The 20659-nt window shown below is 63.8% G+C and carries 22 protein-coding genes; 9 read left to right on the top strand and 13 right to left on the bottom strand.

Features of this window, described 5'->3' with window-relative positions; translation table 11 throughout:
• Nucleotides 1-9 precede the first annotated feature (9 nt).
• Both ACWBU6_RS28375 and leuS read right to left on the bottom strand, forming a co-directional pair.
• Nucleotides 10-651 carry an LPS-assembly lipoprotein LptE gene (locus ACWBU6_RS28375; RefSeq protein WP_452646664.1) on the bottom strand — a complete coding sequence of 214 codons (642 nt, stop codon included), beginning with the start codon at nt 649-651 and terminating at the stop codon, nt 10-12.
• 7 nt (nt 652-658) lie between these two features.
• Nucleotides 659-3280, bottom strand: coding sequence for a leucine--tRNA ligase (gene leuS / locus ACWBU6_RS28380; RefSeq protein ID WP_452646665.1), 2622 nt, complete (start codon nt 3278-3280; stop codon nt 659-661).
• Between the two features lie 69 nt (nt 3281-3349).
• Between leuS and ACWBU6_RS28385 the strand changes: the two genes are divergently transcribed.
• The 4 genes from ACWBU6_RS28385 (at nt 3350) to map (ending at nt 6037) form a co-directional block, all read left to right on the top strand.
• Nucleotides 3350-4180, top strand: a complete 831-nt coding sequence (locus ACWBU6_RS28385) for a DUF6597 domain-containing transcriptional factor (RefSeq protein ID WP_452646666.1) — start codon at nt 3350-3352, stop codon at nt 4178-4180.
• A 206-nt stretch (nt 4181-4386) separates the two neighbouring features.
• Nucleotides 4387-4596, top strand: a complete 210-nt coding sequence (locus ACWBU6_RS28390; protein ID WP_452646667.1) for a hypothetical protein — start codon at nt 4387-4389, stop codon at nt 4594-4596.
• A gap of 268 nt (nt 4597-4864) precedes the next feature.
• A complete protein-coding gene (locus tag ACWBU6_RS28395) occupies nt 4865-5230 on the top strand; it encodes a VOC family protein (protein WP_452646668.1) in 366 nt (121 codons plus the stop codon).
• Nucleotides 5231-5245: 15 nt separating this feature from the next.
• A complete protein-coding gene (gene map / locus ACWBU6_RS28400; protein ID WP_452646669.1) occupies nt 5246-6037 on the top strand; it encodes a type I methionyl aminopeptidase in 792 nt (263 codons plus the stop codon).
• Between the two features lie 42 nt (nt 6038-6079).
• Here map and ACWBU6_RS28405 read toward each other — a convergent pair whose 3' ends face one another.
• Genes ACWBU6_RS28405 through ACWBU6_RS28425 form a run of 5 tightly spaced genes read right to left on the bottom strand, consistent with a single transcriptional unit; the run spans nt 6080 to nt 8845 of the window.
• Nucleotides 6080-6397 (bottom strand): barstar family protein, encoded by a 318-nt coding sequence (locus ACWBU6_RS28405; protein ID WP_452646670.1) that lies wholly within the window; start codon nt 6395-6397, stop codon nt 6080-6082.
• Complete coding sequence (locus ACWBU6_RS28410) at nt 6397-6819, bottom strand: ExbD/TolR family protein (RefSeq protein WP_452646671.1); 423 nt, start codon at nt 6817-6819, stop codon at nt 6397-6399. The genes ACWBU6_RS28405 and ACWBU6_RS28410 overlap by 1 nt, the downstream gene beginning before the upstream one ends.
• Nucleotides 6820-6823: 4 nt before the next feature.
• Entirely contained in the window at nt 6824-7480 is a 657-nt protein-coding gene (locus ACWBU6_RS28415) for a MotA/TolQ/ExbB proton channel family protein (protein ID WP_452646672.1), read from the bottom strand.
• A complete protein-coding gene (dapB, locus tag ACWBU6_RS28420; protein WP_452646673.1) occupies nt 7480-8289 on the bottom strand; it encodes a 4-hydroxy-tetrahydrodipicolinate reductase in 810 nt (269 codons plus the stop codon). Before dapB ends, ACWBU6_RS28415 begins: the two co-directional genes overlap by 1 nt.
• Nucleotides 8290-8317: 28 nt before the next feature.
• The gene (locus ACWBU6_RS28425) at nt 8318-8845 is read right to left on the bottom strand and encodes an outer membrane protein assembly factor BamE (protein WP_452646674.1); all 528 of its coding nucleotides are present in this window, start codon (nt 8843-8845) and stop codon (nt 8318-8320) included.
• 106 nt (nt 8846-8951) lie between these two features.
• On the opposite strand from ACWBU6_RS28425, the gene fur reads away from it, so the two are divergent.
• The gene (fur, locus tag ACWBU6_RS28430) at nt 8952-9380 is read left to right on the top strand and encodes a ferric iron uptake transcriptional regulator (RefSeq protein WP_090439976.1); all 429 of its coding nucleotides are present in this window, start codon (nt 8952-8954) and stop codon (nt 9378-9380) included.
• A 66-nt stretch (nt 9381-9446) separates the two neighbouring features.
• Here fur and hrcA read toward each other — a convergent pair whose 3' ends face one another.
• Nucleotides 9447-10463 carry a heat-inducible transcriptional repressor HrcA gene (gene hrcA, locus ACWBU6_RS28435; RefSeq protein WP_452646675.1) on the bottom strand — a complete coding sequence of 339 codons (1017 nt, stop codon included), beginning with the start codon at nt 10461-10463 and terminating at the stop codon, nt 9447-9449.
• A gap of 4 nt (nt 10464-10467) precedes the next feature.
• A complete protein-coding gene (locus tag ACWBU6_RS28440; protein WP_452646676.1) occupies nt 10468-11163 on the bottom strand; it encodes an HAD family hydrolase in 696 nt (231 codons plus the stop codon).
• 136 nt (nt 11164-11299) lie between these two features.
• Between ACWBU6_RS28440 and ACWBU6_RS28445 the strand changes: the two genes are divergently transcribed.
• From ACWBU6_RS28445 to ACWBU6_RS28460, 4 genes are all read left to right on the top strand, one after another.
• Nucleotides 11300-11905: a hypothetical protein gene (locus ACWBU6_RS28445; RefSeq protein WP_452646677.1), complete on the top strand. Its 606-nt coding sequence runs from the start codon at nt 11300-11302 to the stop codon at nt 11903-11905.
• A 12-nt stretch (nt 11906-11917) separates the two neighbouring features.
• Nucleotides 11918-12502 (top strand): hypothetical protein, encoded by a 585-nt coding sequence (locus tag ACWBU6_RS28450; RefSeq protein ID WP_452646678.1) that lies wholly within the window; start codon nt 11918-11920, stop codon nt 12500-12502.
• Between the two features lie 241 nt (nt 12503-12743).
• Nucleotides 12744-13943: an O-antigen ligase family protein gene (locus ACWBU6_RS28455; RefSeq protein ID WP_452646679.1), complete on the top strand. Its 1200-nt coding sequence runs from the start codon at nt 12744-12746 to the stop codon at nt 13941-13943.
• The gene (locus ACWBU6_RS28460) at nt 13940-15037 is read left to right on the top strand and encodes a glycosyltransferase family 4 protein (protein WP_452646680.1); all 1098 of its coding nucleotides are present in this window, start codon (nt 13940-13942) and stop codon (nt 15035-15037) included. The genes ACWBU6_RS28455 and ACWBU6_RS28460 overlap by 4 nt, the downstream gene beginning before the upstream one ends.
• A 78-nt stretch (nt 15038-15115) precedes the next feature.
• Here ACWBU6_RS28460 and rsmA read toward each other — a convergent pair whose 3' ends face one another.
• From rsmA to ACWBU6_RS28480, 4 genes are read right to left on the bottom strand one after another with little or no spacing between them, the layout of a single operon-like run.
• A complete protein-coding gene (rsmA, locus tag ACWBU6_RS28465; RefSeq protein ID WP_452646681.1) occupies nt 15116-15886 on the bottom strand; it encodes a 16S rRNA (adenine(1518)-N(6)/adenine(1519)-N(6))-dimethyltransferase RsmA in 771 nt (256 codons plus the stop codon).
• 12 nt (nt 15887-15898) lie between these two features.
• Nucleotides 15899-16948 carry a 4-hydroxythreonine-4-phosphate dehydrogenase PdxA gene (gene pdxA, locus ACWBU6_RS28470; protein WP_452646682.1) on the bottom strand — a complete coding sequence of 350 codons (1050 nt, stop codon included), beginning with the start codon at nt 16946-16948 and terminating at the stop codon, nt 15899-15901.
• 16 nt (nt 16949-16964) lie between these two features.
• Nucleotides 16965-18371 carry a peptidylprolyl isomerase gene (locus ACWBU6_RS28475; protein WP_452646683.1) on the bottom strand — a complete coding sequence of 469 codons (1407 nt, stop codon included), beginning with the start codon at nt 18369-18371 and terminating at the stop codon, nt 16965-16967.
• Between the two features lie 26 nt (nt 18372-18397).
• Nucleotides 18398-20635 (bottom strand): LPS-assembly protein LptD, encoded by a 2238-nt coding sequence (locus ACWBU6_RS28480; RefSeq protein ID WP_452646684.1) that lies wholly within the window; start codon nt 20633-20635, stop codon nt 18398-18400.
• Nucleotides 20636-20659 lie beyond the last annotated feature (24 nt).

The raw sequence follows: 20659 nt of genomic DNA on the forward strand, positions 1-20659 counted from the left end.
GGCGCGCCTTTAGCGGACCGGCGGCGCGGCCGGCGCGGTGGGGGCGACCATGTCGGGCGCCGCCAGCACGCCTGGCAGGACGCCGGACGGGGTGGGCGCCGGCGCCGGCTTGCCCGGTTTGATGGCGGCCATGCGCCGCATCATCTGCTGCACCAGGTCGGCCTGCATGTCCTTGTACAGCAAGGCTTCCTCCTGCTCTTTCGCCAGCAGCTGGGTTTCGCTGAAGGTGATCGGGCGGCCCAGCACGATATTGGTCGGCGCCAGCAATTCGTTGCCGGCCTGGTCGGTCACGCGGAACAGGATGTTGTAGCTCAGCAGGTATTCGCGCACGCGGCCATTGCTGTTCAGGGACAGGATCGACTTGGTGCGGGTCTTTTCCGGATTGGTCATCACCTCGATCACGCCGTCGGCCTCGCTCTTGCTCGACACCACGGTGGTGTGGCCGTTGACGCGGATATTGCGTTTGAGCTCGATCGCCAGCGGCGACGACTCCGGCAAGCCCACATACATGGCGTTGAACGGCAGCGTATACGTGCCGCCCGAGCCGCGCAGGTGGAAGCCGCAGCCGGTGGCCACGGCAGCCATGCCCAGCACACTCAGCGCCAGCATCGTGCGGCGCAGCGCGCCGCGGGATTTCAGAGTCGTCGTCATCTTTGCCTTACACCACGATATTGACCAATTTGCCCGGTACCACGATGACCTTCTTCGGCGCGCCTTCCAGGAACTTCTGCACACTTTCCTCGGCCAGCGCGGCCGCTTCGATGGCGGCCTTGTCGGCGGCCTTCGGCACTTTCACCGAGCCGCGCAGCTTGCCGTTCACCTGGATCATCAGCTCGATCTCGGACTGCTCCAGCGCGGCCGGGTCAACCTGCGGCCAGGCGGCATCCAGGATGTCCCCGGCATAGCCCATTTCCTGCCACAGTACGTGGGTGATGTGCGGTGCCACAGGGTTCAGCAGGCGCAGGAAGATGGCGTAGCCTTCTGCCAGCACGGCAGGCTCCACGCCTTTGGCCGATTCCAGGGTGTTGAGCATCTTCATGCAGGCCGACACCACGGTGTTGTACTGGATACGCTTGATGTCGTAGTCGGCCTGCTGCAGCACCTTGTGCACCTCGCGGCGCAGCGCCTTGCCGTCGTCGGTGGCGGCCACCGCGGCCAGCGGCGAACCGGCGGCGCGGATGGCGGCGCGCTGGGCGTAGCCGAAGTTCCACACGCGCTTGAGGTAGCGGTTGGCGCCTTCCACGCCGGAACCGGACCACTCCAGGGTCTGCTCTGGCGGCGAGGCGAACATGGTGAACAGGCGCGCGGTGTCGGCACCGTACTGCTCGATCTGCACTTGCGGGTCGATGCCGTTGTTCTTGGACTTGGACATCTTCTCGATGCCGCCCAGGTTGACCGGCTGGCCGTCGGCCTTCAGCACGGCCGACACCGGGCGGCCGCGGTCGTCGGTGGTCAGGGTCACGTCGTCCGGGTTGAACCAGTGCTTCTTGCCCGAGGCTTCCTCGCGGAAGTAGGTTTCGTTCAGCACCATGCCCTGGGTCAGCAGGTTGGTGAAGGGCTCATCGAACTTCACCAGGCCGAAGTCGCGCATCACCTTGGTCCAGAAGCGCGCGTACAGCAGGTGCAGCACGGCGTGCTCGATGCCGCCGATGTACTGGTCCATCGGCATCCAGTAGTCGTTGCGCTCGTCGATCATGGCCTGGTCGGAACCTGGCGAGGTATAGCGCATGTAGTACCAGCACGAGTCGACGAAGGTGTCCATGGTGTCGGTCTCGCGGCGCGCCGGCTTGCCGCATTTCGGGCAGTCGCACTTGAGGAAGGCTTCATGCTTGTTCAGCGGGTTGCCGGTGCCGTCCGGCACGCAGTCTTCCGGCAGCACCACCGGCAGGTCCTTTTCAGGCACCGGCACCGAGCCGCAGGATTCGCAGTGGATCATCGGGATCGGGGTGCCCCAGTAGCGCTGGCGCGAAATGCCCCAGTCGCGCAGGCGGAAGGTGGTCTTCTTCTCGCCCAGGCCCTTGGCGGCCAGGTCGGCGGCGATCGCTTCCAGCGCTTCGTGGTAGCGCAGGCCGTCGTACTTGCCGGAGTTGGTGACCACGGAGACGGCCTTGTCGCCGTACCATTCCTGCCAGGCCTCGTCGGAATACGACTGGCCTTCGGCGGCGATCACCTGCTTGATCGGCAGATGGTATTTTTTCGCGAAGGCGAAGTCGCGCTCGTCGTGCGCCGGCACGCCCATCACGGCGCCGTCGCCGTAGGTCATCAGGACGTAGTTGCCGATCCAGACTTCGACTTGTTCGCCGCTGATCGGATGGGTGACGAACAGGCCGGTCGGCATGCCCTTCTTTTCCATGGTGGCCATATCGGCTTCGATCACGGAGCCCATCTTGCATTCGGCGATGAAGGCTTGCAGTTCCGGCTTGTTCTGCGCGGCGTGGGCGGCCAGCGGGTGCTCGGCGGCCACGGCGCAGAAGGTCACGCCCATCACGGTGTCGGGACGGGTGGTGAACACGAACAGCTTGCCGTCGTTGATCAACTGGCCGTCGCTGCCCTTGATCTGGTGCGGGAAGGCGAAGCGCACGCCGGTGCTCTTGCCGATCCAGTTCGACTGCATGATGCGCACGCGCTCAGGCCAGCCTGGCAGCTTGTTGTCGACGTAGTCCAGCAGCTCGTCGGCGTAGTCGGTGATGCGGACGTAATACATCGGGATTTCGCGCTTTTCGATCAGCGCGCCCGAACGCCAGCCCTTGCCATCGACCACCTGCTCGTTGGCCAGCACGGTCTGGTCGACCGGGTCCCAGTTCACGGTGCCGGTCTTCTGGTAGATGATGCCTTTTTCCAGCATCTTCAGGAACATCCACTGGTTCCATTTGTAGTATTCCGGCTTGCAGGCGGCCATCTCGCGCGACCAGTCGATCGCCAGGCCCATCGACTCCATCTGCTCTTTCATGTGGTCGATGTTGGAATAGGTCCATTTGGCCGGCGGCACGTTGTTGGCCATGGCGGCGTTTTCGGCCGGCATGCCGAACGCATCCCAGCCCATCGGCATCAGCACGTTGTAGCCGTTCATCCGCAGGTAGCGGTACATCACGTCATTGATCGTATAGTTGCGCACGTGGCCCATGTGCAGCTTGCCCGACGGGTAAGGCAGCATCGAGCAGGCGTAGTACTTGCCCTTAGGGAAACGCGGGTCGTTTTCGACCGCTTTGTAGGCGTCGATCGCCTTCCAGTGCGATTGGGCGGCTTTTTCGACTTCTGCTGGACTATATTTTTCTTGCATGATGGAGCGCACTAAAATGAGAGGATATGAACCGGACATTATAACAATGCATTGGTGCGGCGCGTCAGAATGAGATATCAGGAATTTCCTCCCCCGCCCGGGCTGGCCGGCCTGGTGGACTGCCTGTGGCTGTCCGAGGCCTCGGCCGCACCTGTTCCGGCGACCGTTCCCGCCCCGGTGTTGCACCGGGTGCTGCCCGATAATTGCACCGACATCCTGTGGCAGGACAGCGGGGCGGCCTTTTTTGTCGGCATGATGAGCACCTGGTTCGATGTGCCGGCTGCGCGCCGGCTGCGCACGGTGGCGGTGCGCTTCCGGCCGGGGGCGGCCAGCGTGTTCATCGGGCCGGTGCCGCAGGCGGGGCTGGTCGACCAGCGCGCCGACCTCGACCTGCTATGGGACCGTCCGATGGCCGAGCGGCTGCGCGACACACTGTGGTCGGTGGCGCGCAGCGATGCCGAACGCCTGGCACTGCTGACCGAGGCACTCTACGCCCGCCTCTCGCTCGCCCCAGCCGGCGCCCGCGCCGCCAGCTCGCTTGCGGCCCGCGTGGCCGCTACTGCGCCGGCCGGCCAGTCGCTCGCCTTGCGCGCAGTGGCACAGCTTGAAGCCAGCGGCGGGGCCTTGCGCGTCGAATCACTGGCGGCGGCGTTTGGCGTCTCACGCCAGTACCTCGCCAACCAGTTCCGCGACCATGTCGGTCTGTCGCCCAAGCTGTTTGCCCGCATCTGTCGCTTCCGGACAGCCCGCGCTTCCGCCCTCGCTGCCGCGCCCGCCCAGCATGGTCACGACTGGGCCACCCTGGCCCTCGACAGCGGCTATTTCGACCAATCCCACCTGATCCGCGATTTCCAGGACTTCACCGGCACCTCTCCTGAGGCCTATTTAGGCAAAGGGTGAGTCGCCCGGCGCTGTCGCGAGAAAGTGCGTTTTTGGGCCCAAATTGGCCTGACCAAACCGCTATTTTTTGCGATTTTTGGGAACTTTCCGTGATTTCGGCTGTCCAAAGGAAAAAATCACGGAAAAGACCTGAAAATCGCACGAAATAGCGGTTTGGTCAGGCCAATTTAGGGCAAAAAACGCACTTTCTCGCGACGGAGATGAAAATGACACCGAATCTTTGTATCGCCATTTCGGCGCCCACACTGCGCGCCCTGCTCGACTTCCAAAGCGAGCATGACCATGAAGTCGATCCAGCCGCTCTGGCCGATCTGGCCATCCGCAACTGGCTGCACCATCAACGCGAGCTCGCCAAACCTTCCGGCCAGCGCGGATATTTCTGGAAGAAGCTCTTCCTTCGCGCTGGAGGCCGATGAACGCCGTGCCGCCAAGCGCACGGGCGCGCCGCCAGCGGCCGCCACGCCACCGCAAGCCTTGACGCCACAGGTGGCGTCACCGTCGCCGCCGCGCAGTTTACCCGCTGGGACCCTGCTTGCGCCTCAGTTGAGGTCCGACTGCGAAGAGCGGCGCAAGGCATATCGCCGCGCAGAAGACCTCCTGCTCGATTAGTTTCCATTTTTCCAATCGTGGCAGCGACCGGCATGGCAAGATGCGCCCATCAACCCGCCAACAGAGGAGAACACCATGATCAAAGGCCTGCGCACTGCAATTTACCCTACCCCCGACCTGGAAGCCGGCAAAGCCTGGTACAGCAAAGTTTTCCAGACCAAGCCCTACTTCGACCAACCGTTCTACGTCGGCTTTGAAATCGGCGGTTTCGAGCTCGGCCTGGTGCCAGATGGCAAACCGGTCAAACACGGCGTCCAGGCCTATTGGGGCGTGGAAGACATTGCCAAGGAAGTCGAACGCATCGTGACCCTGGGAGCGAGCATTCACTCCGACATCCAGGAAGTGGGTGAACGGATCCTGGTGGCCGAACTGGCCGACCCGTTTGGCAACTTGCTGGGCCTGATTGAAAACCCGCATTTCGACAGGGCCAAGGTCACGTGATACCATGCACCCCCTATGCGCAAACGCAATAACAAATCCATCCTGATCAAGACGCCCGACCAGGTCGAGCTGGCCCGCGTGGCCGGCCAGCTGGCAGCCGACGTGCTGAGCTTCATCGCCCCGCACGTCAAGCCGGGCGTCACCACCGCCCAGCTGGACAAGCTGTGCAACGATTACATCGTCAACACCCAGCAAGTCATCCCGGCCAACGTCGGTTATGGCGGCTTTACCGGCACGGTGTGCACCTCGGTCAACGAGGTGGTCTGCCATGGCATCCCATCGCCCAAGAAGGTGCTGAAGGATGGCGACATCATCAACATCGACGTGGCCGTCATCAAGGATGAATGGTTCGGCGACACCAGCCGCATGTACTACGTCGGCACCCCGTCCAAGGCAGCGCAGAAGCTGTGCGAGGTGACGTATGACGCGATGTGGGCCGGCATCCGCGCAGTCAAGCCGGGCAACCGCCTGGGCGACGTCGGGCACGCCATCCAGAAGCTGGCCGAAGCAGCCGGCTACAGCGTGGTGCGCGATTATTGCGGGCATGGCATCGGCATGGTGTACCACGAAGACCCGCAGGTGCTGCATTACGGGCGTCCGGGCACCGGCCTGCTGCTCGAACCGGGCATGGTGTTTACCATCGAGCCGATGATCAATGCGGGCAAGCATGCCACGCGCGCGCTGCCCGACGGCTGGACGGTCGTCACGGCCGACAGGTCGCTGTCGGCGCAGTGGGAGCATATGGTGGCAGTCACCGAGACCGGCTTCGACGTGTTGACGTTGGCGCCGGGCGAGCAAAACCGGTAAGCCTGTGTCAGACCCACAGGGTCTGACACTGCATTGCCGGTTTTAGCGCAAGGTCAGCTTCAACGCCGGCTTCTCGCCGTAATCGTCATAACGCTCGTTGATCCCGCCAACGCAGTAAGTGATCTCTTCCAGCAGATCCGCCGGCATCTTCGCCGCCTCCGTAATGACGATCTCCAGCACCTCATTGGGCTTGAGCCTGAACCTGGTCATATTGTCCTCATCGCGCAGGTAGGACAGGCAGTCCACCCAGGCATCGATGGTCGCGCTATAGCCCGACGGGAATCCCAGTTCCGCCTGGCAGGCAGCGTGGAAAGCCGCCTCATCGCCGATCGCGGCGCCGTTTAATGTGGCAATAGCCATTATTTCTTTTCCTTCGGATCGGTGACAAACCCAATGCGGGTCAGGCCATGCGACTGCGCCGCCGCCATCACCTGCGCCACCACTTCATAGCGGGTATCCTTGTCCGCCCGCAGCTGCAATTCTGGCTGCTGCGGCAGGCCCGCCGCCTCGGCCAGGCGCTGTTCCAGCTCCCCGGCCTGCAAGGCAGCGTTATTCCAGTAGACCGTGCCGGCGGCATCGATAGCCAAGCTCACACTATCGGCTTGCTGCTGCGAAGCCTTGGCCTGCGCCTTGGGCAGCTCCAGCTGCACCGCATTGGTAAACATCGGCGCGCTGATGATGAAGATCACCAGCAGCACCAGCATCACATCCACCATCGGCGTGACATTGATGTCCGCCATGGATTCCTTCTGCCGGTGATGGTTGAAGGAGCCGAATGCCATCCGTTCAATCCCTGGCCAGGTAAGCGTGCAAGTCGTGCGCAAACGCGTCCAGCTCGGACAGCGTGATGCGGTTGATGCGGTTAAAGCCGTTATACGCCAGCACCGCCGGTATCGCCACCACCAGGCCGACGCCGGTCATGATCAGGGCCTCGCCCACCGGCCCGGCCACCTTGTCGATCTGCACCGTGCCCTGCGCCGACACCGCCGCCAGCGCATGGTAGATGCCCCACACGGTGCCCAGCAAGCCGACAAACGGCGCGGTCGAGGCGATCGAAGCGAGCAGGGTCAGGCCGGACTCGAGCCGGGTGGTCGAGACATGGATCGCATCGCGCAGCACGCGGGTGACCTGCTCGGAGCGCGCCATCTCGGCGCCGATGCTGCCGCTCCTGGCATGCGCCAGCTGGTGCGCGCCGGCCTGCGCCACTGCCGCGAAGATGCCCTCCTGGTCGCGCACGGCCATCAGCGCCACGCCGTCGGCCACCGACGGCGCATCCCAGAACGCCTGCACCACCGGCGCCGCGCGCCGGATGCGCCACGAGGCCCAGCCCTTCCACAGGATGAAGAACCAGGACGCGAGCGACATCGCCAGCAGCAAATAGGCCACGGCGTGGCTGATCGCATCGCCGCGCTGCCAGTAGCTGGCGAAGGTGAAGTGCTCCATCAACCGTTCAGGCCCAGCACGTCGTACATATCGTACAAGCCGGTCTTCTTGTCGGCCAGGAAGGCGGCCGCGCGCAGCGAGCCGTTGGCGTAGTGCTGGCGCGAAGAAGACTTGTGGCTGATTTCGATGCGCTCGCCCTCGGTGGCGAACATCACGGTATGGTCGCCGATGATGTCGCCGCCGCGCACGGTGGCAAAGCCGATCTGCGACGGCTCGCGCGGGCCGGTTACGCCTTCGCGCGCGAACACGCCGCATTGCTTCAGGTCGCGCCCCAGCGCTTCGGCAATCACCTCGCCCATTTTCAGCGCGGTGCCAGACGGCGCATCGACCTTGTGGCGGTGGTGCGCCTCGATGATCTCGATGTCGTAACCAAGGTCGAACTGCTTGGCCGCAAACTCCAACAGCTTGAGCGTTACGTTGACGCCCACGCTCATGTTCGGCGCGAATACGATCGCCGTGCGCTTGGCCGCTTCCGCGATAGCCGCCTTGCCCGCCTCGTCGAAGCCGGTGGTGCCGATCACCATCTTCACGCCATGCTCGGCGCAGTAAGCCAGGTGGGCCAGGGTGCCTTCGGGGCGGGTGAAGTCGATCAGCACGTCGGCGCCGGCCAGGCCGGCGGCCAGGTCGGCCGTGATGGCCACGCCCGCGGGCTGGCCGGTGAAGGCGGCCGCGTCGCTGCCCAGGGCCGGCGCGCCTGCGCGGTCCAGCGCACCGGACAGGCGCGCCGCCGGCGCCTTCTGCACCGCCTCGATCAACATATGGCCCATGCGGCCGCTGGCGCCGGCGATGGCGATATTCAGTTGCGTCATCTTGCTAATTCCTTAATGCTGTCAATGCTTACTGCCTGGTGCCCGATTCCTGGCCGCCCGGCAGCGGCGCCTTGCCCGGCGCCAGATTGCCCTTGGCGTCCTCGGCCTTCTTGAATTCCTTGATCGGGCCGGCAATGCGCTCGATGTATTGCTGTTCGGTCGGCAGGTCGCCGCCCTCGAAGCGTTCCACCTTGTCATCCTTGTCGAAGAACACCACCACCGTGCTGGTGGTCAGCTCGCCATTGCCCTTGGCCAGGCGGAACGGGTAATCCCAGCGCTTGCCGTGGAAGGCATCGGCCATCAGCGGGGTGCCTAGCAGGAACTTGACCTGGTCCTTGCTCATGCCGTTCTTGAGCTGGGCCAGCATTTCCTTGGACACGAAATTGCCCTGCTGGATGTCGGGCCGGTAGGGCGAGAAGAACCACAGGAATTTCTGCGTCTTGCTGATCTGGGTGGTCTGGGCCCCCTGCGAGGCTTCCACCGGGGCCACGGTGGCTGGCTTGCTGGCGCAGGCCGCCAACAGGGCAGCAGCCAGCAGCGCAGTGCTACGTTGCAACAAAGACAGCGGGGTCAAACGCATAGTATGCATACCTCAATTCCGTGAGCAGAAGTGCCTAAAACGCTATATCATAAAGCACTTCCCGCAACTGACGTTAGCAAACATGAGTAACAGCCCTACCGACCTGAAGGCGTCCGGCCTCAAGGCTACCCTGCCGCGCCTGAAGATCCTCGACATTTTCCAGAGCAGCCCCGTGCGCCATCTGACGGCAGAAGACGTGTACAAGCTGCTGCTGGCCGAGAACATGGATGTTGGCCTGGCCACCGTGTACCGCGTGCTGACCCAGTTCGAGCAGGCCGGCCTGCTCAACCGCAACCATTTCGAGAGCGGCAAGGCGATTTTCGAGCTTAACGAAGGCTCGCACCACGACCACCTGGTCTGCCTCGATTGCGGCCGGGTCGAAGAATTCGTCGACGAAGAGATTGAAAAGCGCCAGCAAAGCATCGCCGCTGAGCGCGGCTTCAAGATTGCCGAACACGCGCTGGCCATCTACGGCAGCTGCACCAAGGTCAACTGCCCGCACAAGCACTGAAAAAATAAATGGGGACGTACCCCATTTTTCTTCGAAAAATAAATGGGGTACGTCCCCATTTATTTTTTAGTGGTTGCTGAGCGCGTTTGACAGCAGCCGCGACGTAATATCGACAATCGGGATGACCCGTTCGTACGCCATGCGGGTCGGTCCGATCACCCCCAGCGTGCCCACGATCTTGCCGTTGGCTTCATAGGGCGCGGTCACCACGCTCATTTCATCCATCGGCACCAGCTGCGACTCGCCGCCGATGAAAATCTGTACGCCGGAAGCCTTGGACGACACGTCCAGCAGCTGCATCAGTCCGGTCTTCTGCTCGAACAGGTCGAACATCGCGCGCAGCGAGCTCATATTCGAGGACAGGTCGGCCACCGACAGCAAGTTGCGCTCGCCGGCGATCACCATGTCTTCGGCCGATTCGGCCATCGCCGCGCTGCCGGCCTCCACCGCCGCCTGCATCAGGCGCCCCATATCGTCGCGCAACTGGCGCAGCTCGTGCTGCAGGCGTCCGCGCACATCCTCGAACGACAGCCCGGAATAATGCTGGTTGATGAAATTGGCCGATTGCTGCAGCTGGGCCGGGGTGTAGTCGACGTCGGTCAGCAGGATGCGGTTTTGCACGTCGCCGCCGGGCGAGACGATCACCAGCAGCACGCGTTTCTCGCCCAGGCGCAGGAATTCGATCTGTTGGAACACCGACTCGTGGCGCGGCGCCAGCACTACCCCGGCAAACTGGGTCAGCGAGGACAGCATCTGGGCCGCGTTGGCAATCAGCTTTTGCGGCTGCGGCGAGGCCGCCTGCAGGCCGGCCTGCACCGCGCGTTCGTCGATGTGCTGCACCGTCAGCAGGGTGTCGACAAAGATGCGGTAGCCGCGCGGGGTCGGCACCCGGCCGGCCGAGGTATGCGGGCTGGCCACATAGCCCTGCTCTTCCAGGTCGGCCATGATGTTGCGGATGGTGGCCGGCGACAGCTCCAGGCCGGAAATCTTGGACAGGGCGCGCGAGCCCACCGGCTGGCCGTCGGCAATGTAACGCTCGACCAGGGCTTTGAGCAGGGTTTGGGCGCGGAGATCGAGATGCATGGCTCTATTCTGCCAACTGTTGTTCCAGCCACGCAAGCAATTCATCGAGCGTGGCGCAAATCGCGTCCGGCCGCGGCGCCCCTTCCGGCAGCGTGGCGCCATGCCGGTTCATCCACACCGCGCGTAGGCCGGCCGCCTGCGCCCCGGCCACGTCCAGCGCCAGGTCGTCGCCCACGTACACCGCATCGTGCGGCGCCACGCCCAGCGCCTGGCAGGCGGCGCGGAAAATGTCCGGCGCCGGCTTGGCCGCGCCGAAATGGGCGGCCGCCAGCGAAACCTGGAAATGGTGGGCCAGGCCGATCACTTCCAGGTCGGCGTTGCCATTGGAAATCGTACCCAGTTGCACATGCTGGCGCAGCTTGAGCAAGCCCGGCAGTACATCGTCGTAGGGCGTCACCGCGTTGCGCGCGGCAAAAAAATGCGCCATGGCGCTGTCGACATGGGCCGCGTCCTCGCCCGCTGCGGCAAAGGCCGCCTGCAGGCTGGCGCGGCGCAGCTGGCCCAGGTCGATCAGCAGTTCCGGGCGGGCCGCCGCCAGTTCGGCGCGGTGCGCGCGCAAGGCATCGATCGACCACGCCGCGGCCACTTTCGGCGCATGGGCCGCCAGCCAGGCGTGCAGCGTGACTTCCGCCTCGGCAATCACGGGCGCGATCGGCCACAGGGTGTCGTCCAGGTCGAACAGGATGGCTTTCGGCTTCATGGGCGCATTGTACCGCGCCGCGGTTGCAAGCTGTTACAAGGGAAAAGCTGGCCAAATCGGCTATAGAAGTAGCAAATGCACTAAAATAGGCGCCGATTTGTCCGCGCAAGGCGCGAAACCGACTGGAGAACGTGGAATGAAGAGTAAGTATCTGTCTGCTGCCGCCGCGCTGCTGTGCGTCGCCGGCCTGGCCGCCTGTGGCGGCAAGGGCAACGGCAGCTTGAACCTGGGCGTGCAGGTCATCGGCATCGACCGCAGCGGCCTGGTGCTGCAGAACAATGGCGGCGACGACCTGGTCATCACCGGCACCGGCAACGGCATGTATTACTTCAAGACCCTGATGGAACCGGACGCGCCATTTAACATCACCATCAAATCCGCGCCGGCCAACGTGACGTGCAAACTGGCCAACAATACCGGTAAGATCAATTACTACACCTATCAGCAAGCCGCCGTGACCTGCACCCCCGATGCCTTCCCCCTGGGCGGCACAGTTAGCGGTCTGAACGGCAGCGGCCTGGTGCTGGCCAACGGCGCCCAGACCCTGGGCGTGACCGCCAACGGCCCGTGGCAATTCGCCAGCCCGATCGGCAACAATACGGTGTATGGGGTGACCGTGCTGAACCACCCGACCGGCCAGACCTGCACCGTCAGCGGCGGCGGGAACGGCCTGGGCGCCGGCACCATGCCCGCCAACGCTGTCGTTGACGTGACAGTCACCTGCGTTACCAAATCCAGCTAAGAAGGCATCCTCATGAAAACCAAACTGATTGCCGCGGCCCTGCTGGCCGCAGCCCTGGCCGCCTGCGGCGGTAAAGCCAGTTTCACCCTCGGCGGCACCATCACCGGCCTGGCCAACAACGGCCTGATCCTGCAGAACAATGGCGGCAACGACCTGAGCATCAACGCCGGCGCCACCAGCTTCAGCTTCCCGAACAGCATCAGCTACGGCACCGAATACCGGGTCAGCATCAAGCAGCAGCCAGAGCACATGACTTGCGGCTTCCTGGGCGGCACCGAACACGGGTCGGCCGGCCACACCACCAGCATCAATATTGCCATCAGCTGCAGCCAGAACGCCTACGCCCTGGGCGGCACGGTGGAAGGCTTGAATGCCACCGGCCTGGTGCTGGTCAACGGCAGCTCGAGCGGCAGCATCACAATTGCCAAGGATGCCACCAGCTTTACCGTGCCGGGCACTATCCCGGTCGGCACCGCTTACGGCATCACGGTGCTGGCCCAGCCAGATACCCTGTCTTGCAGTGTGGAAAACGGCAGTGGCGTGATGGGCGATGCCCCCCGCACCAACGTCAAGGTGATTTGCAAAGCCAAATCGTGATATAAGAAAATGGAATGACTGGGATTCGTAAAATAAATTGGAACAATATGCCGCGACGCAGCATACTTCTCCCTGTCTCCTCCACTTCTTAACAGAAATGGATTCAGCCCGCTCCCTGAGCGGGCTTTTTTTTCGTCCAGCGCCGGCCGCACCCGAACCGGGCCAGTCTTGATGCGCGCGATATTTGTGAGCTATAGTCGCCTACTGTTTCAAGATCCAAGCGGCATTGCCGGAAAAATTTATGACCTCAGACGGCTACCAGGGCCAACCGGTAAAACTGCTGAATGCAACACAAAACGCCTACGCGGTAGCATTCTTCTTTCTTCCCCTGTCCAAGGCACTGCTGTTCATTGCGCTGGCGCTTGCCTTCATCCTGTTTGTGGCGGGCGGCGGCTTCGCACGGGCGCTGCGCTGCTGGCGCACCTTGCCCTGGATCGCGCCGGCGGCGATCCTCGCCGCCTTGCCGGTATTGTCGCCCCTGCTCCATCCTGCCAGCAGCAAACTGGTGATCCAAGCCGAAACCAGCTACTACTGGATCATTGCGCTCATGACCTCCCTGGCGGCCAGCCAGATGCGTATCCTGCCCTGGCTGCGCGCGCTGGTATGCGGCATCTTCGTCGGCTTCCTGTACGCCCAGCTCCCGTACAAGGGCTGGTGGCCACTCGACCCGCCGTCCCTGATTGCCAATTACATCCTGTACTCGCAGTTCCTGGCAATTGGCGTGGTTTTGCTGTCGATTCTGTATAAACATGAAACAAGCAAGGGGATCCGGGCCGCCTATATTGCGGGCATGATCCTGTTCTTCGCCGGCCTGACTTCCGGCATGGGGCGCACCGGCATGTGGGTGGTGCTGGTCTTGTTGCCTTTCATCATCACCAACCTGTTCACCAAGCAGAACCGGACCAAGGCCGTCCTGCTCTGCGTGATCGCCTGCGTTGCGCTCCTGATGGCGCCCACGGTGCAAAAACGGATCAAGGACGCGGCCAGCGATATGCAGCTGCTGCAGCAAAATGTCACGCAAACCTCGCTGGGTTACCGGCTGGAAATGTGGAAGACCGCCTGGGGCGTCTTCCGCGCGCATCCCCTGCTGGGCGGCGGCGCGGCAGGTTTTGAAGCCGCCTGGGCCAGCCAGGCGCAAGGCGAGGAAGGCAAGGCATTCGTGGAGCCGCACAACGCCTTCCTGTTCTACGCCTCGTTTTACGGGATTTTCGGCCTGCTGGCCCTGGTCTGGCTGTATGCGGCTGTGTTCTGGACCGGCTGGCAGCGGCGCCATAGCTTCGAGGGCGGGGTGGTCCTGGCGTTTGCCCTGATCCTCATCCTGTGCAGCTTCACCAATACCGTATTCATGGGCTCGGTCAGCCGCGCCTGGGTCATGTTGTTCCTCGGCCTGCAGGGCGCCCTGATGTTTGCCGCCCCCAAATGGAAGGCAGGCAGCACTTGAACCACGATCACCAACCCCGCCTGCTGTTCATTTGCCCCACCGTCGCCGCCTACATCGGCGGCACGGAGACCGTGGTCAGCCAGTTCTGCCAGCGCCTGCGGGACCAGGCGCGCATCACGCTGCTCAGCGGTGACCCTGGCGACGGCCGCCAGCGCCTGATCGACCTCGACGGCGTGGAGCTGCTGACCTTGCCCTTCGTGGCGCGCGACTCGACGCTGAACCATGTGCTCAGCAAGATCCTGATGACAAGCCGCTTCAAGATCGAGAGCTACAGCTTCTTCCGGGCGCTCAAGCAGTCGGGTATGGACTTGGCGCGCTACGATTACATCGTGACCTTCTATGAAGCCGATGCCTACCTGCTGTCGAAGCGCTACCCGGCGCTGCGCGGTCGGTTCCGCCATTTCCTGCCTGGCGTATCGATGCGGGGATTCTTCCGCCATGTGCCACCCGCGGAGGTGTTCTACCTGGGCTACCGGGCGGCGCAAAAGACCCGGCGCAAATGGGGCCTCGAGATTGCGTCGCTGCCGCTGGGCGTCGGCGACAACTTTTTCCCGGCCCGCCCGCCCGCCTACCCGGCCGACAAGCGCTTGCTGTACATCGGCCGCCTGGACCGCAGCAAGAATGTCGACTGGCTGGCCGACTTCTTCATGCAAAGCGGCCTGGCCCAGCAAGGCTACCACCTCGATATCGTGGGCGACGGCCCCCTGCTGGACGGCTTGCTGGCCAGGTACGGCAATGCGCCCGGCATGACTTTCCACGGCCGCCAGCGCCAGGACCAAGTGCTGGCACGCTTGCGCCAAGCCTTCCTGCTGCTGCACCCGACCGATCTCGAGAGTTTTGGCTTGACCATCCTGGAAGGGATGGCCGCCGGGATTCCGGTCCTGACGCACGAACTGGACAGTATCAAGATCTGGGCCAAGGATTATCCACGCTATCCCGCCCACCTCGATGCGGCAGCCTGGCGCAGCGAAATCCTGAAATTCGAGCAGCCCGCCTACTGGCGCGAGGTCAGCGCCAGCAGCCTGGAGTATGCGAAATCATTCACCTGGGACCGCGTCGCCAGCCAGGTGCTGCAACTGATCACCGCCCGCTAAGTTGAAAGTCGGGGTCAGGTCCGGCAATCGGACAAATCGCTTTGCGATTTGTCCGATTGCCGGACCTGACCCCGACTTTTAAACTGGAAGGTTGGCGAGTGCCACGTAGGCTGCCACCGGCACCGTTTCCGGCCGGTCTTGCGGGTTGATGCCGGCCGCCAGCAGTTGCTCTTCGGTAAACATGCCGGCCACGCAATTGCGGATCACCTTGCGCCGCTGCGAGAAGGCTTTCTGTACCACCGTTTCCAGCCGCGCCGGGTCGCAGGAGAGCGGCTGCTCGATCGGGATCATGCGCACGATGGCCGAATCGACTTTCGGCGGCGGGTCGAAGGCGTCCGGCGGCACGATGAACAGCATGGCCATGCGGTAGCGCCATTGCAGCATTACCGACAGCCGGCTGTAGGCCTTGCTGCCCGGCTCGGCCACCATGCGCTCCACCACCTCCTTTTGCAGCATGAAATGCTGGTCTTGCACGATGGGGGCGAATTCGGCCAGGTGGAACAGCAGCGGCGAAGAGATGTTGTACGGCAGGTTGCCCACCACGCGCAGCTTCTTCCCTTCCGGCACGGGAATATAGCCGAAATCGAACTTCAGCGCGTCGCCGGCGTGAATGGTGAGTTTTTCGCGCGGGTAGCGCTTTTCCAGGCGCGCCACCAGGTCGCGGTCGAGCTCGACCACGTGCATGTGCGGCAGCGACTTGAGCAGCAGGTCGGTCATGGCGGCCAGGCCGGGGCCGATTTCCACCATGGTGTCGCCGGCGGCCGGCGCGATGGCATCGATGATGTCGCCGAGGACGCGGTCGTCCTGCAGGAAGTTCTGGCCGAAGCGTTTGCGGGCAATGTGTTTCATGTTCTGTCTTTCTTATTGGCTGGCCTGGGCCATCTGCAGCGCCGCTTCCAGCGCGGCCTGCATGCTGGAGCAGTCGGCGCGGCCCAGCCCTTGCGCGGCCAGGTCGAGCGCGGTGCCGTGGTCGACCGAGGTGCGGATCAGCGGCAGGCCGAGCGTGATGTTGACGCCGTGGCCGAAGGTGGCGTACTTCAGCACCGGCAAGCCCTGGTCGTGGTACATGGCCAGCACGCAGTGCGCGTCCTTCAGGTATTTGGGCTGGAACAGCGTGTCGGCCGGGTACGGCCCGCGTGCGTCGATGCCGCGCGCGCGCGCCGCTTCCAGCGCCGGAGTAATGGTGTCGATCTCTTCGCGCCCCAGGTAGCCGTTTTCGCCGGCATGCGGGTTCAGGCCGGTCACCAGGATGCGCGGCGCGGCGATGCCGAACTTGCTGCGCAGGTCGGCGTGGATGATGTCCAGCGTCTGCGCCAGGCTCTCTTGCGTGAGCGCGGCACTGACGTCCTTCAGCGGCAGGTGGGTGGTGGCCAACGCCACGCGCAGGGGCATGCCATCGGCGTCGCCCGCCAGCATCATCACCACGCGCGCGGTGCCGGTCTGCTCGGCAAAGTACTCGGTGTGGCCGGAGAACGGCACGCCGGCATCGTTGATGGTGGATTTCTGCACCGGCGCCGTGGCTACGGCTTCAAACCAGCCGGCGCGGATGCCTTCAATGGCGGCGTCCAGCGTGGCCAGCACGTAGCGGCCGTTTTCCTTGTCCAGTATGCCCGGTTGCACGTGGGCGCCAAGCGGGATGTCCAGCGCGCACAGGCGGTCGGCGCCGAAGTGCGGCAGGCCGGCGTTGCGCGCGGCCATGGTGGAAATGGCGCTGACGCGGATCCCGGGATCGATGGCCGACGCGGTCATGGCCAGGAAGGCGGCATCGCCCACCAGCACCGCGTTGACCTGGTGGCGCATGGCCCACGCCGCGCGGATGGCAATTTCCGGCCCGATGCCGGCCGGCTCGCCGGTGGTAATGGCAACGACGGGGCGCACACCCGGGCGCCGTGCTTGCAGGTTGGCGCTCATGGTGTGCCCCGCCTGCTTATTTCAGCGACTCGTCGCGGAATTCGACGTAAGCGCGGTCGCGCACCTGGCGCTGCCAGTCTTCCACCGCCTCCACCAGCTTGCGTTCGCGCAGGGCGTTGCGGGCGGCGGCGCGCTGCTTTTCCTTCGAGACGTCGTCGGTTTTGCGCTCCAGCACTTCGATCAGGTGGTAGCCGAAGGAGGTTTCCACCGGCTCGGATACCTGGCCGAGCTTCAGGCCGTTCATGGCCTGCTCGAATTCCGGCACGGTGTCGCCCGGATACAGCCAGCCCATGTCGCCGCCCTTGCTGGCGCTGCTGTCGTTGGAGAACAGGCGCGCCAGTTCCTCGAATTTTGCGGCCTTGTTGTCCAGGCGCTCCTTCAGTTCCTGCAGCTTGCGCTTGGCGTCGGCCGCGCTCATGGTCGGCGTCACCTTCAGCAGGATGTGGCGGGCGTGGGTCTGCTGCACGGTCTCCTGCGCAGCCGCTTCGGCCATGCTGCGCTTGTCGACCAGCTTCAGGATGTGGAAACCGGCCGCGCTCTTGATGATCGGTGTGTTCTGGCCCGGCTTCAGCTTGTTCAGCGCATCGGCGAAGATCGGCGGCAGCGCACTGCCGGGACGCCAGCCCACCGCGCCGCCTTGCAGCGCGTCGGAGGCGTCGGAATAGGTGGCGGCCATCTTGGCGAAGTCGGCGCCGGTGCGCAGCTGGCGCAGCACCTCCTCGGCGCGCTTCTGGCGCTGGCCGATCACCTCCGGCGCGGCGTTTTCCGGGATGCGCACCATGATCTGCGAGATATTCAGCTCGAACTGCTCGGACGCTGCCGCTTTTTCGGCGGCGATGAAGTTGTCCACTTCCGCTTCGGCGATATTGATCTTGTTGTCGACCTCATACTCGCGCAGGCGCTGCATCACGATCTCTTCGCGGATCTCTTCGCGGAAGGCGGCGAAGGTGGTGCCCTCCTTCTCCATCTGGTTGCGCAGCTGCTGCACCGTCATCTTCTGCTGCTCGGCGATGCGGGCGATGGCGCGGTCGAGCATATTGTCGTCGACCCGCACCCCCATTTCCTTGGCCAGCTGGAGCTGGGCGCGCTCCACGATCATGCGCTCGAGCACCTGCTTGCGCAGTTCGCCGGCGTCAGGCAAGGCCAGTTTCTGCTGCTGCATGCGGGCCACGATGGTGGCCACGCGTTCGTTCAGTTCGCGCTGGGTGATCACTTCATCGTTGACGATGACGGCGATGGCGTCGATCGGCGTATTGGCCGACTGGCCCGGCGGCGTGAAGCCCTTCGATGGCGCCGCCTTGGCAGCGGCGGCCGGTGCGGCCGGCTTGGCCGGCTTGGCGTCCTGCGCCAGGGCCGGGACGGCCAGGGAAGCACACAGCAGGGCAACAGCTAGTTTGATCGGGTGCATATCTGAAACGCTCATGTATCAGTGTTGATGAAATCGAAAGCTTAACGCATGCCTTCATTGACGCGGCGATAGCCAGGGATACTGTTTTTCAGCACCTCCAGCGGGTTGCCGAAACCGATTTTGGACAGGCCGTTCAGCTCGAGCTGGAAGAAGAACTGGGTCGAGGTTTTCTTGGCCGAGGTGACGAAGCGCTGCGCCCCCATGCGGAATACCCAGCAATCGCAGTTGTATTCCAGCCCCACCACGCTTTCCAGCATCTTGCGTTCGCGCAGCGAGTATGACACGCGGCCCACGCCGAACCACTTGTCCGTGATCGGCCACTGGGTCGACAGGTCGGCATTCTTGAAGCTGTCGCGCACATAGCGGTAGCCGGCGTTGAGCACCTTGTAGGTGCCCGGCGTGTACTGCAGCGACATATTCGAGGTGGTGACCTTGCTGGTGCTGGGGTTGTACTGCACCAGGCTGTCGATGCCCCAAGAGCTGGAGATGCGGCCGGTGGCCGCCAGCAGCATGTCGGAGCGGGTGCTGTTGACCGGCGTGGAATTGTCGATCTGCACGCGCTGGTCGGCAAAGTAGAAGCGCTGACCGAACGCCAGGCGCAGCCGTTCGGCGCCGGAAGACTCCAGGAAGCGCGATACCACGGCCGCGGTCACCTGGTTGGCGTCGCCAATGCGGTCGGAGCCGACGAAGCGGTTCTCGCTGAAAATCTGCGAGAAGTTGAAAGTGGCAGGCGCGGTGTCGAAGTTCGGGAACTGGTCCTGCTTGCGGTACGGCGTGTAGACATAGAACAGGCGCGGCTCCAGGGTCTGGGTCAGCTGCTTGCCGCCCACCTTGGCGTCACGCTCGAACACCAGGCCCGAATCGAGCGAGAAAGTCGGCACTGTGCGCTGCAGCGAGCGCGATGGATCGTTGCCGAAGGCCTCAAGCTGGTAGGCACTGGCGTTCATCATCACTTTCGGCGTCACGAAGTAGGAGGCGCCGATGATCGGGTAGCTAAGCTGCGGCACGGCCACCAGGCGGTTACCCTTGATCATCTCAGGGTGCCAGAAGCGGGTCAGTTCTGAATCGAGCTGCCAATCGAAGCCGCCGACGTCATAGCGCGCCGCGTGCAGGTTGATGGCCGGCAGGCGGTCATAGGGTCGTGTCACGAACACGCCTCCATCGTCCGGCCATGCCGGGTCCTGCAGCACATGGTACTTCTGGGCGCGCGCAGTAAGGCTCCAGAACTCGCCGGCGTAGTCGGTGCGCAGTTCCTTGAGCAACTGGCGTTCGACCGACGACGAGACGGTCTTGGAGAAGTCGTTCGGGTAGTTGTTGTCGGAAGCGGCGCGCAGGTTCCAGCCATAGGTCCAGTCCTTGGACAGGTTCTGCGTGTGCACGGTATGCAGCTGCCAGCGGTCGCGGTTGGCTTCCTTGTCGTTCGGCAGGTACTCGAGCAGGGTTCTGCCCTCGTAGTAATTGCCGGCGTCGGTCTCGCCGATATAGCGGGCCACCGCGCCCAGTTGCAGGCCGCGGCGCGAAATATAGCGCGGGTACAGCGTCAGGTCGCGGTTGGGCGCAATGTTGAAGTAGTACGGCGCCAGCAGTTCCGCCCCGCCGCGCGAAGAATAGGCAGGGGTCGGCGGCAGCCAGCCGGAGCGGCGCGCGCCCGACAGCGAGAACGACATGGCCGGCGTACCCAGGATCGGCACGTCCTTGAAATAGACCAGCGTGGCGCCGGCGGTACCGACGTCGCGGCCCTGGTCCAGGTTGAGCGAACGCGCCTTCACGTACCAGTCCGGGTTCGGTCCCTGGCAGGTGCTGTAGGTGCCGTCCACCACCTGGACTTCGTCCTCGTTGAGGAAGTTGATGCGCTGCGCCTTGCCCTGGGCATTATTGGTTTCGAGCTGGTAGGTCGGCTGCAGCGCATAGCCGCGTGCCGTTTCCAGGTTCAGCTTCAGTTCATCGGCGGTGTAATAATCGCCGAAGCGCCACAGGCGAACGTTGCCCTTGGCCTCGAGTTCCTGCTCCACCTGCTGGAAGCTGGCCGCATCGGAGGTCACGCGCGTCTTGTCGCGCACGACTTCCACGTCGCGCATCAGGCGCAGGTCGCGTTCCGGGCGGCCCGACATGTCTTCGGCGCGCACGGTGGTGGGAGCATTCTTGTCTTCCACGTGCGGCGGACGTTTGGCTGCGGGATGCGACTGTGCATGGGCGGACATTGCCGTGGTGGCGGCAGCAATGGCGGTCAAGGCGAACGCCCAGCGCTTGGAGTTGGGGGGTGCCAGGAACCGGGTCATGGGTAGGACGCGTGAAACACCATA

It is taken from the genome of Pseudoduganella sp. HUAS MS19 (assembly GCF_053615455.1).

Coding starts and splice junctions, on each gene's coding strand:
- ACWBU6_RS28440 (WP_452646676.1), bottom strand. CDS start 11,163: ATGAAGCCGAAAGCCATCCTGTTCGACCTGGACGACACCCTGTGGCCG.
- hrcA (WP_452646675.1), bottom strand. CDS start 10,463: ATGCATCTCGATCTCCGCGCCCAAACCCTGCTCAAAGCCCTGGTCGAG.
- ACWBU6_RS28450 (WP_452646678.1), top strand. CDS start 11,918: ATGAAAACCAAACTGATTGCCGCGGCCCTGCTGGCCGCAGCCCTGGCC.
- ACWBU6_RS28390 (WP_452646667.1), top strand. CDS start 4,387: ATGACACCGAATCTTTGTATCGCCATTTCGGCGCCCACACTGCGCGCC.
- ACWBU6_RS28385 (WP_452646666.1), top strand. CDS start 3,350: ATGAGATATCAGGAATTTCCTCCCCCGCCCGGGCTGGCCGGCCTGGTG.
- fur (WP_090439976.1), top strand. CDS start 8,952: ATGAGTAACAGCCCTACCGACCTGAAGGCGTCCGGCCTCAAGGCTACC.
- ACWBU6_RS28480 (WP_452646684.1), bottom strand. CDS start 20,635: ATGACCCGGTTCCTGGCACCCCCCAACTCCAAGCGCTGGGCGTTCGCC.
- ACWBU6_RS28445 (WP_452646677.1), top strand. CDS start 11,300: ATGAAGAGTAAGTATCTGTCTGCTGCCGCCGCGCTGCTGTGCGTCGCC.
- ACWBU6_RS28475 (WP_452646683.1), bottom strand. CDS start 18,371: ATGAGCGTTTCAGATATGCACCCGATCAAACTAGCTGTTGCCCTGCTG.
- ACWBU6_RS28395 (WP_452646668.1), top strand. CDS start 4,865: ATGATCAAAGGCCTGCGCACTGCAATTTACCCTACCCCCGACCTGGAA.
- ACWBU6_RS28415 (WP_452646672.1), bottom strand. CDS start 7,480: ATGGAGCACTTCACCTTCGCCAGCTACTGGCAGCGCGGCGATGCGATC.
- leuS (WP_452646665.1), bottom strand. CDS start 3,280: ATGCAAGAAAAATATAGTCCAGCAGAAGTCGAAAAAGCCGCCCAATCG.
- map (WP_452646669.1), top strand. CDS start 5,246: ATGCGCAAACGCAATAACAAATCCATCCTGATCAAGACGCCCGACCAG.
- ACWBU6_RS28375 (WP_452646664.1), bottom strand. CDS start 651: ATGACGACGACTCTGAAATCCCGCGGCGCGCTGCGCCGCACGATGCTG.
- ACWBU6_RS28405 (WP_452646670.1), bottom strand. CDS start 6,397: ATGGCTATTGCCACATTAAACGGCGCCGCGATCGGCGATGAGGCGGCT.
- rsmA (WP_452646681.1), bottom strand. CDS start 15,886: ATGAAACACATTGCCCGCAAACGCTTCGGCCAGAACTTCCTGCAGGAC.
- pdxA (WP_452646682.1), bottom strand. CDS start 16,948: ATGAGCGCCAACCTGCAAGCACGGCGCCCGGGTGTGCGCCCCGTCGTT.
- dapB (WP_452646673.1), bottom strand. CDS start 8,289: ATGACGCAACTGAATATCGCCATCGCCGGCGCCAGCGGCCGCATGGGC.
- ACWBU6_RS28455 (WP_452646679.1), top strand. CDS start 12,744: ATGACCTCAGACGGCTACCAGGGCCAACCGGTAAAACTGCTGAATGCA.
- ACWBU6_RS28410 (WP_452646671.1), bottom strand. CDS start 6,819: ATGGCATTCGGCTCCTTCAACCATCACCGGCAGAAGGAATCCATGGCG.